The 13,179-nt window shown below is 62.8% G+C and carries 8 protein-coding genes and 3 pseudogenes; 8 read left to right on the forward strand and 3 right to left on the reverse strand.

The window, feature by feature from the left end; all coding sequences use genetic code 11:
- Positions 1–11 precede the first annotated feature (11 nt).
- Entirely contained in the window at positions 12–1,139 is a 1,128-nt protein-coding gene (gene cax / locus ACOGXI_RS02770; protein ID WP_419937382.1) for a calcium/proton exchanger, read from the forward strand.
- Positions 1,140–1,353: 214 nt separating this feature from the next.
- Here the strand turns inward: cax and ACOGXI_RS02775 are convergent, their stop codons facing one another.
- The 3 genes from ACOGXI_RS02775 to ACOGXI_RS02785 all read right to left on the reverse strand — a co-directional run bounded on the left by ACOGXI_RS02775 (position 1,354) and on the right by ACOGXI_RS02785 (position 2,378).
- Positions 1,354–1,782, reverse strand: coding sequence for a type II toxin-antitoxin system VapC family toxin (locus ACOGXI_RS02775; RefSeq protein ID WP_419937383.1), 429 nt, complete (start codon positions 1,780–1,782; stop codon positions 1,354–1,356).
- Between the two features lie 9 nt (positions 1,783–1,791).
- On the reverse strand, positions 1,792–1,989 hold the full coding sequence (locus ACOGXI_RS02780; protein WP_419937384.1) for a hypothetical protein: 198 nt from the start codon (positions 1,987–1,989) through the stop codon (positions 1,792–1,794).
- Positions 1,990–2,060: 71 nt separating this feature from the next.
- A complete protein-coding gene (locus tag ACOGXI_RS02785; protein WP_419937385.1) occupies positions 2,061–2,378 on the reverse strand; it encodes a hypothetical protein in 318 nt (105 codons plus the stop codon).
- 280 nt (positions 2,379–2,658) lie between these two features.
- Between ACOGXI_RS02785 and ACOGXI_RS02790 the strand changes: the two genes are divergently transcribed.
- From ACOGXI_RS02790 to ACOGXI_RS02820, 7 genes and pseudogenes are all read left to right on the forward strand, one after another.
- Positions 2,659–4,275 carry an amidase gene (locus ACOGXI_RS02790; RefSeq protein ID WP_419937386.1) on the forward strand — a complete coding sequence of 539 codons (1,617 nt, stop codon included), beginning with the start codon at positions 2,659–2,661 and terminating at the stop codon, positions 4,273–4,275.
- Positions 4,276–4,350: 75 nt separating this feature from the next.
- Positions 4,351–6,338, forward strand: a pseudogene (locus ACOGXI_RS02795) (type I restriction-modification system subunit M).
- Positions 6,335–7,582: a restriction endonuclease subunit S gene (locus tag ACOGXI_RS02800; RefSeq protein ID WP_419937387.1), complete on the forward strand. Its 1,248-nt coding sequence runs from the start codon at positions 6,335–6,337 to the stop codon at positions 7,580–7,582. Before ACOGXI_RS02795 ends, ACOGXI_RS02800 begins: the two are co-directional and overlap by 4 nt.
- A complete protein-coding gene (locus ACOGXI_RS02805; RefSeq protein WP_419937388.1) occupies positions 7,579–8,832 on the forward strand; it encodes an AAA family ATPase in 1,254 nt (417 codons plus the stop codon). Before ACOGXI_RS02800 ends, ACOGXI_RS02805 begins: the two co-directional genes overlap by 4 nt.
- Positions 8,829–9,491 (forward strand): retron system putative HNH endonuclease, encoded by a 663-nt coding sequence (locus ACOGXI_RS02810; RefSeq protein ID WP_419937389.1) that lies wholly within the window; start codon positions 8,829–8,831, stop codon positions 9,489–9,491. Before ACOGXI_RS02805 ends, ACOGXI_RS02810 begins: the two co-directional genes overlap by 4 nt.
- A pseudogene (locus tag ACOGXI_RS02815) lies at positions 9,488–12,493 on the forward strand (type I restriction endonuclease subunit R); the annotation flags it as partial. The gene ACOGXI_RS02810 and the pseudogene ACOGXI_RS02815, both read left to right, overlap by 4 nt.
- A gap of 120 nt (positions 12,494–12,613) precedes the next feature.
- Positions 12,614–13,039, forward strand: a pseudogene (locus ACOGXI_RS02820) (S24 family peptidase); the annotation flags it as partial.
- Between the last annotated feature and the right edge of the window lie 140 nt (positions 13,040–13,179).

Raw genomic sequence — 13,179 nt, forward strand, 5'->3', positions numbered from 1 at the left:
AGGAGAATGGGTTGGCTCTCAAGCTGAAAGCGGACCAGGCTCTCCTGCTCCTTTTGGTCTTCGTTCCCATCACGCTCGTTCTCGAGTACGTCTTCCACGCGTCGGGGACCACGCTCTTTCTTACCTCCGCGGTCGCGATCGTTCCCCTCGCCGGGATCATGGGGAAATCCACCGAGATGCTTGCCGAGCACGTGGGTGCCGGTCTCGGAGGGCTGCTGAACGCGACGTTCGGGAACGCCGCGGAACTCATCATCGCGATCTTCGCCCTCAGGGCGGGCCTGTACGACCTGGTGAAGGCGTCGCTCACGGGCTCGATCATCGGGAACATCCTCCTCATCTTCGGGCTGAGCGCGCTGCTCGGCGGCCTGAAATTCCGCAAGCAGGTCTTCAACCGGACGGCGGCCAAGCTGGGCTCCACGCTCCTTCTCCTGAGCGCGGTCGGACTCGTCATTCCGTCGCTGCTTCACTTTCTCCGGGACGGGGCGGAATCGGGGGCGGCAGCGGGCGCGGCAGCGGCGACGGGGGCGGGAGCCGGATCGGGCTCGCTGAGCCTCGAGATCTCCGTCGTCCTCATCGTCTGCTACGTCCTCTCGCTCGTCTTCGCGCTGCGGACGCACGCGGAACTCTACCAGGGGACGGCGCACGCCGACGGCGAGACGCACGCGGCGGCCGCGTGGTCGAAGCGCAAGTCGTTCGCGGTCCTCGTCGGGGCGGCCGCCCTCGTGGGCTGGATGAGCGAGATCCTCGTCGGCGGGGCGGAGGAGGCGGCCCACGCCCTGGGGATGACCGAGGTCTTCGTCGGCGTGATCGTCGTCGCCCTCGTCGGCAACGCGGCGGAACACTCGACCGCGGTGCTCGTCGCGCTTCGGAACAAGATGGACCTGTCGATTCAGATCGCGGTGGGGTCGTCCCTCCAGATCGCCCTCTTCATCGCTCCGCTCCTCGTCTTCCTTTCCTACGCGATCGGGCCGGCGCCGATGGACCTCGTCTTCTCCCCGCTCGAAGTCGTGGCCGTCGCGGTCTCCGTCCTCGTGGTTGGACAGATCGCCGATGACGGCCAGACGCACTGGATGGAGGGCGTGCTCCTCCTCGCCGTGTACGTCGTGCTCGGGTTCGCCTTCTTCAACCTCCCCGGCTAGCACCCGCGGCCTCGGCCTCGCCGCCGGGCCTGACGCAAAGCAACGATTCTCCAACCTGTCGCGTCTCAGTGTTGCGGAACCGCGGAACTTTCGACCGTTCCGCGGGGTCGGGTATGACGGGAGCACTGAAGCCGGGGCGGCGGATCACCCTCCTGTGGCAGGGACGACGTAGGGATGAAGCGGTAGTACCGAAGTGGTCGCGCGCGCCCCGGCTTCACTCCACGACGGGAACGAGTTCCAGCTGGTCGCCGAAGTGTCGAAAGTCCCTTTCGTTCAGCGTGAGGAGCCTCCGCTCCCCATAGGCCAGCATGGTCGCCGCGATGTTGGCGTCATGGACCTGCTTGCCGGCCAGGGACACCTCACGGCACAGCTCCTCCAGAAGAGCCATGACTCGCGGACCATCTTCGAGGATCTCGAACTGTTGCAACATCCGCTCCGCGTCGCGCAAAGCCACCGCCATATCGAGGGGCGAGGACCAGTTCTGCGGTCGAGTCACGGCTGCCAGGTATTCGCGGACCACCTGACGGCTGATCCGGAGCCGCTCGCCGCTGGCGAACGCTCTGGTGATCGCGGTGCGGGCGACATCGAATTGGGGCGCTTCCGGCACGCGGACGGCGACGAGCACGTTGGTGTCTATGAACAAGAGTGAGTTCTATCGCCCGTCGTTGCCGTAGATCTCCTCACGGCTGCATCGGAATCCTTCGGGCCATGGCCCGAAGTCGTGCGGCGTGAAGATGTCGTCGATGGACACGGGCAAGACCGGTTCCGTCTCGATCGCGGCACGGGTGGTGTCGCCGTCCGCCGGCTCCGAATCTCGCACGAAGGTCAGGGTTTCTGCTTCCAGATTCACGGATTTCGTCCTCCATCCCGCTGCCGTCCAGGCAAGGGCGTGGCTGTCACAAGCGATCGTGCGTCGCGGGATTACTCCCCCATGCGGCCCGAAGTGCCCTCGGGGTCTCCCTGACGGTGCTCGAGGAGTTGTTCGGTGAACGCCTGTCGCTCGGCAATCTGTCCCACCTGGTCCTGCAGGTCGGAAAGCGTCTGGAGGAGACGGTCGTTCGCCGCCGCACCCGGCAAGGCCCCCTTCACCCCGCTGGCGAGCCGGTCCGCCCGCTCTCGCGTGGCCTGTTCGAGGAAGTAGCCCAGCTTGCGAGAGATCGGGAAGAGTACGATGCCCCCGGTGATGATCAGCACGATCGTGGAGACGAACGCGAAGACGACGACCAGGTCCAAGTCCATGCCAGGTCTCCTGGATCTCGGGTGAAGGTTCGGGCCGGTATCCGCCCGCGATGCAACATGTGACGTGGACGGATACGGTGCTGACGGGAGAACGACGGTCGGAGTTTCGCGGGAGCGGCCCGTAATGGCCAGGCGTTACGGACTCGGGAGGTGTGGGTATGGCTTGTCGGCCCGTGAATCACCCCGCAGTGTGATCCTCTGACGTGAACCCGGCCAGGAGGCGAGCGTGTCGGACGACTTCGGAAGGACCGGAAGGAAAGGCGCGGGGGCGGAGGGCGGGATGCGGCGACGAGGCTTTCTGAAGGCCGCGGCGGCGGCGACCGCGGCGGGGGCTCTGAATCCCCGGACGCTCGTCGCCGATCCCACACGGACCTCCCCCGCCCCCGGCGCGACGGGGCTGCGGGAACTGCGTGAAGCCGCTCAGGAGGAGGTCATCCCCCTCGGCAACGGGGAGCCGCCGGCCCTCCAGTTCCAGGCGTATCCGGGCGGAACGGGCGCGCTGCTGGAGAAGTACTGGCGCGCCGGGATGAATCCTTTCGAGAAGACATCGATCGATGTCGAACCTTGGGAGGGACCCGTACCCTCGACGGAGGAGGAGATCGCCTTCCTCCCGGTGCACCGGCTGTCGGCTCTCGTGAAGGAGCGCCGGGTCTCGCCGACGGAACTGTTCGACATCTACATGGAGCGCATGAAGCGGTACGACCCCGTGCTGCTGTGCGCGGTGACGATCCTCGAGGACCGGGGCAGGGAAGAGGCGGAGCAGGCGGAAGCCGAGATCCGCGCGGGCGAGTGGCGCGGCCCCCTGCACGGGATCCCCTACGGCGTGAAGGACCTCTTCTCGACTGTCGGGGCGCGGACGACATGGGGCTCGGCGGCCTTCCAGACGCAGATGATCGAGGAGGATGCGGAGGTCGTGCGCCGGTTGAACGCCGCGGGCGCGGTGCTCATCGCCAAGCTCGCGACGGGAGAGTTCGCGCGGGGCGACCGCTGGTACCGCGGCCGGACGCTGAATCCGTGGAACCTGGCGTGGGGTTCGAGCGGGTCTTCGGCCGGGCCGGGGTCGGCGACGGCGGCGGGCTGCGTCGCGTTCTCGATCGGGACCGAGACGCGCGGTTCCATCGTCTCCCCGAGCCGCCGCAATGGGCTGAGCGCCCTCCGTCCCACCTTCGGGCGCGTGAGCCGCTACGGGGGCATGGTGCTCTCGTGGAGCATGGACAAGACGGGCCCCATGTGCCGCACGATCGAGGACTGCGCGCTCGTGTTCAACGAGATCCACGGCGCGGACGAGAAGGACCCCGCCTCCCTCACGACGCCGTTCCGTTTCGAGCGGAACCCGGACCTGGGCGCGCTCTCGATCGGGTACACGGAGGACGCGCCGCACTCCTTCATCGAGAAGCTGGAGGAGCTCGGGGCGCGGCCGCGGCTCATGCGCGAACTGCCCGCCCAGTCGGCGAGTGCGCTGGGCGCCGAGTCGTCGTCGGCCTTCGACTTCCACGTGGCCCCGGGCGGGGAACTGCCCCCGGTGCCGGAGGGGCTCAGCGAGGCGGAGGAGCGTGACTTCACGCGCTTCCGGCGGGGGCGTGAGGGTCTGGCGATGGACTACGTGCACGCGCAGCGGCGGCGCCACATCGTGATGAAGCGCATGGCCGAGGCGATGGAGGGCTTCGACATGTTCGCCACCGGGTCGGGGGAGGTGGGACTCACGAACGAGACGGGACACCCCGCGGCGGTCGTCCAGTACGGCTTCGGCCCGCTCGGGCCCGAGGGCGAGGAGGCGGAACAACCCCTGACGACGACCCTGATCGGCGACCTGTTCGCCGACGACAGGATTCTCAGCGTCGCGCACGCCTTCCAGGCGGCGACGGACTGGCACACGCGCCACCCGGCACTCGACTGAGCCCCGGAGGCGGATGTCCGTTATCTTTCGTTCGCTTGCGTTCACCGGCGTTCTGGAGACACCGACACGTTACGGATGCCTGACCACACATACTTCTCAAGCCTGATCTGGCAGATTGCGGACCTGCTGCGGGGCCCCTACCGGCCGCCGCAGTACGAGCGCGTCATGCTGCCTATGACCGTGCTGCGTCGCTTCGACTGCGTACTCGCTCCAACGAAACCCGCGGTGTTGGCCGAATACCGGCGGCTCCGGGGGAGCAAGATCAAGGGCGACGCGTTAGACCGCCGGCTGAACCGTATCGCCGGGGAGCGGTTCCACAACCATTCCGATCTCGACTTCGAGAAGCTCAAGGGCGACCCGGACAACGTCCACGACCACGTCGCGAGCTACATCCAGGGTTTCTCGCGAAACGTACGCGAGATCTTCGAGTTTTTTGAGTTCGAGAACGAGATCGACCGCATGCGCGAGTCGAACATCCTCTATCTCATCGTCTCGAAGTTCTGCGATGTCGACCTGCATCCGAACGCCGTTCCCAATGAGCAGATGGGACTCGTCTTCGAAAACCTGATCCGGCGCTTCAACGAACTGGCTAACGAGACTGCGGGCGATCATTTCACGCCGCGCGAGGTCATCAGGCTAATGGTGAACATCCTGTTCATCGAAGACGACGAGCTGCTTGCGACCCCGGGCACCGTTCGCAAGCTGCTCGACCCCGCCTGCGGCACCGGAGGAATGATGGCGGAGGCGCAGAACTATCTGCGCGACCACCACCCCGCCGCGAAGCTCTTCGTCTACGGACAGGACTACAATCGGCGCGCCTTCGCCACCGCCGCATCCGACATGCTGATGAAGGATGTTGATCACAACGGAACCGACGACAGCGTCCAGTTCGGCGACTGCCTTACCGACGACCAGTTCGGCGATGAGACCTACGACTACTTCCTCACGAACCCGCCGTTTGGCGTGGATTGGAAAAAGCAACGGAGAAAGGTGAAACAGGAGCACGACAAGCAGGGGTTCGAGGGACGCTTCGGTGCAGGGCTGCCACGCGTGAACGATGGCTCGCTTCTCTTCCTGCTGCACATGTGGGACAAACGGGAACCCGTGCGGCCAGCGGAGCACAAGCATGGCTCACGGCTCGCCATTGTCTTAAGTGGTTCGCCGCTCTTCACCGGCGGCGCAGGTTCCGGCGAGAGCAACATCCGCAGGTGGATCATCGAGAATGACTGGCTCGAGGCCATCATCGCCCTGCCCGAACAGATGTTCTACAACACGGGTATCGGCACGTACATCTGGATCGTCACGAACCGGAAGGCCGAGCGGCGGCGGGGGAAGATTCAACTCTTGGATGCGCGCGACATGTGGACTGCAGGTGGGAGCGAAGAGAGCAAGAGGAGTCTCGGCGACAAGCGCCGCCACCTCACAGGCAGCCAGATCGACGATATCGTGAAGCTATACGGCCAGGAGGCCGGCGGCGAGAGGTCCAAGGTCTTCGACAACGCCGATTTTGGCTACACGCGTGTGACCGTTGAGCGCCCGCTGCGCCTGCGTTACCAGATGACTCCAAACGAGAAAGTTCGCTTCCTCGATGCTTGTCCGTACCTGCTGGATGACGTAGAAGCTATCGACACGGCGTTGGGGCGCGAGCCCATGAACGATTGGAATGCCGTGTGGGGCCGCATCGGCACGCTGCTGCACTCGCGCAAGTCCCGTTGGACCGCTCGCGAAAAGAAGATCTTCCGCAGCGTTTTCACTAGCACCGACCCTGAAGGTCGCCCAGTCGCTCGGAGTGGGCGCGCTACCGGATATGAGCCAGATCCCGCCCTGCGGGATTTTGAGAGTGTGGCCCTTACGGACGACATCGACGCGTACCTTGAACGCGAGGTATTTCCCACATGCCCGATGCATGGGTGGACCATACCAAGGATAGGGTGGGGTACGAGATCAACTTCCACCGCCACTTCTACAAGTACACGCCGCCACGTCCGTTGGAGGTGATCGATGCGGAGCTGAAGCAGGCCGAAGAAAGGATCATGCGTCTCTTTCGGGAGGTGACGGAGTGATTTCCGGAACAAAACCTGAACGTCGCCGGCTCAAGTACGTCGCAACAATTAACGACGAGACCTTGGGCGAAGAAACGGATCCTTATTATGAACTGAAATATGTAGACATCGGCAATGTTGACTCTTCGGGTAAGATAAACGTGATCACAACGTACCGCTTCGGAGAGGCTCCAAGTCGAGCGCGCCGACGCGTGCGCGATGGCGACGTGATCATATCGTGTGTCCGCACTTATCTTCAAGCAATTGCAGCTATCCAGAATCCGCCGGACAACCTTGTCGTGTCTACCGGCTTTGCGGTGATACGGCCACGTCCCAGCGTCATGGACAGCAGCTTCGTCAAGTATGCCCTACGTGAACCTTCGTTCTTGGCTGAGGTGGAAATCAGGTCGCTTGGCGTTAGCTATCCGGCCATCACCGCTTCGGCCCTCCGTGACATGCCGATCTGTGTACCGCGGCATCAGCATCAAGGCCACCTAGCTGAATACTTGGACCGCCAGATGGCACGGCTGGACACCTTGACCGCCGAGAAGGAGCGGGTGCTCAGCCTCTTGGCGGAAAAGCGCCAGACGCTCATCAGCCACGCCGTCATGCGCGGTCTTGATCCGGGTGCATCCCTCCGAGATTCGGAGCTGCCATGGATCGGTGAGATACCGGACAACTGGGAAACGCGGCGCATCGCTTGGTTGTTTCGGGAACGTGACGAGCGCGGAGATCCGGACCTTCCGCTGCTGGAAGTTTCCATCAAGTATGGTGTATCGGTGCGTGAGTTCTCCGGTGACCGAATCGAGACTACGGCCGCTGACTTCAATACGTACAAGATTGCCCGGCGGGGCGACGTTGTGTTCAACAAGATGCGGATGTGGCAGGGTGCGGTTGGCGTCGCCCCGCAAGATGGCCTCGTCAGCCCGGACTATGTTGTGGCAGCTCCGACAGGTTCGTTGTTACCTCAATATGCTGGCTTGCTCTTCCGAACGGACAGATTCAGCGCTGAGTGCGCACGGAGGTCGCACGGTATCGTTTGGGATCGCTTGCGGCTCTATTGGGGAGGTTTCCGAGACATCGAGGTGCCTCTCCCACCCGTTAGGGTCCAGCAGTTGATCACCGATCACGTGGTAGAGGCTACTAGGAGGATCGATGAGCTTGTTGGCGCCGCTAAGGCCGCCATCGCTTTGCTTCGGGAGCGTCGGGCGGCTCTCATAGCGGCGGCGGTGACGGGCAGCATCGCTGTGGGAGGTGCGCCATGAGAGTCACGCTGCTAACGCTCGTAAACGTCCGTGCCATCGGAGTAGCTGAGTTTCGATTCCAGCCGGGATTCAATCTTGTTGTCGGCGAAAACGGTGTGGGTAAGACGAGCGTGTTGCACGCGCTAAGAGTGAGCCTTTCGGCAGTCGTAAAGCATGCGAACACGCACCGGTCAGCTGTTTGGAACTTCGCTTCTGACGATATCCGAGTTGGGGCAAACGCGTTGACGGTGGAGTGCTCCACGCGTTTAGGAGGTGCCGAGTATCGATATCTGATCCACAAACCTCGCGAGGAGAGCGCGATTCGAGCGGAGAAGGCCGGTTCGCCCCGAGAGCAGATGCACGAGACGCCGGGCCGTGCCGGTTTTCTGGGAGAATCGCCAATGCGGATGGGCGGAAGGGAAGGCGAGGGACGGCCGTTGGCAGTCCTGTTTTCGACGCTCCGGTCTAGACTGCACGCCCGCGCACCGAGTAAGCGGGCGGCTGCTGGTGGACCGGCAGCGGCTTTCGCAGATGCATTGTCGCGGCGCGCGTTCCGGTTTGGAGAACTTGCAGCGTGGATGCGGAGCCAAGAGGCCTTACGACCAACACACGCTTCGGCGGGGCGGGCGCTTGCTGCCTTTGAAACTGCGGTTTCCCGGTTTCTCCCAGGGTATTCGAATCTACGGCCGCACGGCACGGAGGAGCATGACCTGCTGATAGACCGGGACCGCAGCAGCTTGGCCGTGAGGCACATGTCGTCGGGTGAACGCGGTGTCTTGGCCTTGGTGCTCGATCTTACCCGGCGTCTCGTCCAAGCCAACCCAGATATGGCGGACCCGATCGCCGAGTCGGAGGCGGTCGTGCTGATTGACGAGTTGGAGCTTCATCTGCATCCCAAGTGGCAGCGACAGATTGTCCGGAAGCTCGAGAAGACGTTCCCGCGCTGCCAGTTCATCGCCACGACCCACTCTCCACAGATAATTGGGGAGGTGCCGCATGATCGGATCCAGATCATGACGGATCGCGTAGTCTACTCCCCGACGCACGCTTTCGGTGTGGATTCCAGCCGTGTGCTTGAAGAGATCATGGACGCCTCCCCACGAAACCAGGAAGTTGAGGAATTGCTGGCTAAGACGTCAGGTGAAATCGGCGGGCAGCGATACGAGTTGGCCAGGAAATCGCTAGCGAAACTCGCAGGCCGTCTGGGCGAAAACGACCCCGAGGTGACTCGAATCAGAACGCTTCTCGATTTCGTGGAGGGTGATGATTGAGAGCGATCACTAAGGGGCGGGAGCCAGAGAGCCTGACACTGCACCGCAAGAGCCCATACAGCAGCTACGACAACTACGGAGAGAAGCAGGACCTGCGAGAGGCGCTTGTCGCGGAGCAGCGCGGCCTGTGTTGTTACTGTATGGGTCGCATCAGACCAACGCGGCAATCCGTCAAGATCGAACACTGGCGGTGCCAGTCGAACTACCCGGATCGCCAACTCGACTACCGAAACCTGCTCGCTGCTTGTCAGGGGCGTATAGGTTATCTAGGCGGCCAACCGACTCACCTCCAACACTGCGATACGAAGAAGGGCGATAGCGATCTACAGTGGAACCCTGCGGACCCCGCCCATCGTGTAGAGACGCGGATCCGGTACCGAGTGGATGGTTCGATCTGCTCCGATGATGTGACCTTCAACGACGAACTAAACGAAGTGTTAAATCTCAATCTTCCTCTGCTCAAGAACAATCGTGTGGGGGTGCTCGATGGCGTTCTTGGTTGGTGGAAGAAGACGAAGGCAGAAATCCGTGGCCCGGTGCCACGCGATCGATTCATTCGCGAGCGAGACAGGCAGGTTGGTGGCGACGGGGATCTAGCGGAGTACTGCCAGGTCGCCGTGTGGTGGCTCGAACAAAGGTTGGCCAGGATGGAGGCATGAGCGTGGCTCCGCGCTTTGAGGTCGACTTCGAGTCCGTCATCGAGGCTGATCTGCTCGGGCACGGGTTCACGTCCGTCGCGGGCAAGGGCTTCGATCGAGAGCGTGCGATTTTCCCGGAGATGGTTCTTGCCTTCATCTCCAAGACCCAGCGGACGGAGTGGGCGCGGCTCAAGACGCTTCTGGGCGCCAGAACGGTAGAGCAGGTCCTCGGGGACCTGTGCAAATGGATGGATGTGCACGGCTCGCTCGCGACGCTGCGACATGGATTCAAGTGCTACGGCCGAACGCTACGGGTGGCGTATTTCAAGGCGGCGCACGGGCTGAACCCCGAGCTTGAGAGCCGTTACGCAGCCAACTGCCTGGGGTTCACGCGGCAGCTTCACTACTCGCCACGCTCGGAAAAGTCTGTCGATGTTACGCTTAGCCTGAACGGCATTCCCGTCGTCACCGTGGAGTTAAAGAACTCCCTCACTGGCCAGTGGGCCGAGGATGCGGTCCAGCAGTATAAGGGTCGGGATCCGCGCGAGCCGATCTTCGAGTTCAAGCGGCGTGCGCTGGTTCACTTCGCTGTAGACACCGAGTCCGTGCTCATGACGACGCGCCTTGCGGGCAAGGCGACGCACTTCCTTCCCTTCAACCAGGGATGCGACGGAGCCGCCGGCAACCCACCGGATCCCGAGGGTCGGACCTACCGCACGGCCTACCTGTGGGAAGAGGTACTGGAGCGTGACAGCCTGCTCGACATCCTCGCCCGCTTCATCCACCTGCAGATCGACGAGAAGCGAGACGACCGCGGGCGGAGGGTCAAGACGGAAACCATGATCTTCCCGCGCTACCACCAGCTGGAGGCCGTACGCGTCTTGGTGGACGCCGCCCGCAGCGAAGGCGTGGGGAACAATTACCTCGTCGAACATTCTGCGGGAAGCGGCAAAAGCAACACGATCGGTTGGCTGACCCACCGGCTTGCTTCCCTGCACGATGCCAGGAACGCGCGCGTCTTCGACAGCGTCGTCGTGGTCACGGACCGGATCGTGCTCGATCAGCAGCTTCAGGACACCATCTACCAGTTCGAGCACAAGCGCGGCGTCGTGCAGCGCATCGACAAGAGTTCGAAGCAGCTTGCCGCGGCGCTCGAGAATGCCGTACCGGTGATCATCACGACCCTCCAGAAGTTCCCCTTCGTTACGCGGCGGCTGCTCAAGATGGCAGAAGAGCGCGGCGCTACGAGTACGGGTACGCTCCCTACCCGGCGCTGCGCCGTCATCATTGACGAAGCACACAGCTCGCAGGGCGGGGAAACTGCGACCGATCTGAAGGAGGTGCTTGGCGGAGAGGAGCTTCGCGAACAAGCCCGGAAGCGTGCGGCCGAGGAAGGGCGAGAAGACATGGCGGAACTCTTCCGCAGCATGGCTAAGCGCGGCAGGCAGGCGAATCTGAGCTTTTTTGCCTTCACGGCCACGCCCAAGCACAAGACGTTCGCCGTGTTCGGGCGCGATGGACGGCCGGCGCACCGCTATACCATGCGGCAGGCGATCGAAGAGGAGTTCATCCTTGATGTGTTGAAGCACTACACCACGTACGGAGCGTACTTCAAGCTGCTCAAGGCCTGCGAGGACGATCCTAACGTCGAGCGCAAGAAGGCCGCGCTGGCGCTGGCGAGATTCATGAAGCTCCACCCACACAATATCGCGCAGAAGACTGAGGTCATGGTCGAGCACTTCCAGGCCGCGACGCGACACAAGATCGGCGGTCGCGCCAAGGCGATGGTGGTGACCGGATCGCGCTTGGAGGCCGTGCGCTACAAGCAGGGTTTCGACCGCTACATTCGCGAGAAGGGCTACGCCATCAAATCGTTGGTGGCCTTTTCGGGCACCGTAACCGACGACCAACTCCCGGATACGACCTACACCGAACCGGGCATGAACGACGGGATCTCCGAGAAGGAACTGCCCGAGAAGTTCGCAACGCAAGAGTATCAGGTGCTACTCGTCGCGGAGAAGTATCAAACCGGTTTCGATCAACCGCTCTTACACACGATGTTCGTCGACAAGAGGCTTGCGGGCATTCAAGCTGTCCAGACCCTCTCCCGCCTGAACCGCACGCATCCGCTCAAGGAGGATTCGTTTGTCCTTGATTTCGTGAACGACCGGGAGGGAATCCGAGAGGCGTTCAAGACTTATTATGAGGGTGCCGAAATGGGCGAGGAGGTCGATCCCGTCCGCATGTACGCGATCAAGAGCGAGTTGGATGCCTCCGGCGTCTATCTCGACGAGGAAGTCGAGCGCTTCAGCGCCGTCTATTTCACGCCGAAGCGACGCCAGAGCGCGCTCGATCACCGAACGATGAACGCCGCGCTCGATCCTGCGGTATCCCGGTTCGAGGTTCGTCGGGACGACGAAGAGGAGGAAGCGGAACATTGGCGCGGCAAGCTGCACGCGTTTCTGAACCTCTACGGGTTCCTGAGTCAGGTCATTCCGTACCAGGACTCGGACCTGGAGCGGTTGTATGTGTTTCTCCGCCATCTCGCAACAAAGCTGCCGCGTCGCAAGAGTGGCCCAGCGTACCAGTTCGATGACGACGTGCGACTTGAGTACTACCGACTGCAGAAGATCAGCGAGGGGTCCATCTCGCTTCAAGACGGTGAGGCACGACCGCTCGACGGCCCAGCAGAGGTGGGGAGTGGCTTGGTGCGATCAGACCCCGTGCCGCTCTCGCAGCTCATCGACATCGTCAACGACCGTTTCGGTACGGACTTCAACCAGGCCGACCAGCTCTTTTTCGACCAGATCGTGGAAGCCGCCATGACCGACGACGGCTTGCGGCAGGCGGCCGCGGTGAATCCCGGCGAAAAGTTCGAGTTGGTGTTCAAGAATCTCTTGGAGAACCTGTTCGTCGAACGCATGGACCAGAACGAAGAGATATTCGTCCGGTTCATGAACGACGCGGCGTTCCAGAAGATCGTAACGACTTGGATGGCATCGGAAGCCTATCGGCGGCTGAGGAGAAACCAGGAGGGGAGCGCGATGCCTACGGGGTCTGGCGCGCTGCCTCCCCGCCTGCGGATCGTCGAGCCTACTCCGGAAGACCGCTATGTAACCTGCGTGCCGCTCGTTCCTCTCAAAGCTGCGGCGGGTGCCTTCAGCGACCCGCAGCACGTCGATGACGATGACTTCGAGTGGGTGGCGGTGGAGACGAAGCGCCGACTCCGACGCGGCATGTTCGTCGCGCAGGTGGTGGGCAAGTCCATGGAGCCTGCCATCCGCGACGGCTCATATTGTCTGTTCTCAACACCCGTCGCGGGCACGCGTCAGGGGAAGACCGTGCTCGTGCAGATGCGTGACGCGGCCGACCCGGAGAGCGGCGAGCGCTACACCGTCAAGCGATACGAGAGCGAGAAGACGGGTGACGGAGACTCATGGCGGCATACTAGGATCCTGCTGAAACCGGCCAACCCTGGTTTCGAGCCGATCGTTCTCACCGGCACCGAGGATGGGCCGTTGCAGATCATCGCAGAGGTCGTCGAGGTGTTTCGCGGCCACGGTACCTGACCTCGGCGAGGCCGGGTGTCAGGTGATTATCGTGCATCTAAACACGGACGGGCATCTGTTTGTAACCGTTGTGCTTAGCATTTTTGCGGCGGCCACCACGCGGACGACGACAGGATTCTGGACGTGGCCATCGCGCGGGA

The sequence above is a fragment of the Candidatus Palauibacter sp. genome (assembly GCF_965208055.1).
Classification (GTDB): Bacteria; Gemmatimonadota; Gemmatimonadetes; order Palauibacterales; family Palauibacteraceae; genus Palauibacter.

Bases quoted from the DNA above. Each gene is read 5' to 3' on its own strand.
- ACOGXI_RS02790 (WP_419937386.1), top strand. From the start codon at position 2,659: ATGCGGCGACGAGGCTTTCTGAAGGCCGCGGCGGCGGCGACCGCGGCG.
- ACOGXI_RS02785 (WP_419937385.1), bottom strand. From the start codon at position 2,378: ATGGACTTGGACCTGGTCGTCGTCTTCGCGTTCGTCTCCACGATCGTG.
- ACOGXI_RS02805 (WP_419937388.1), top strand. From the start codon at position 7,579: ATGAGAGTCACGCTGCTAACGCTCGTAAACGTCCGTGCCATCGGAGTA.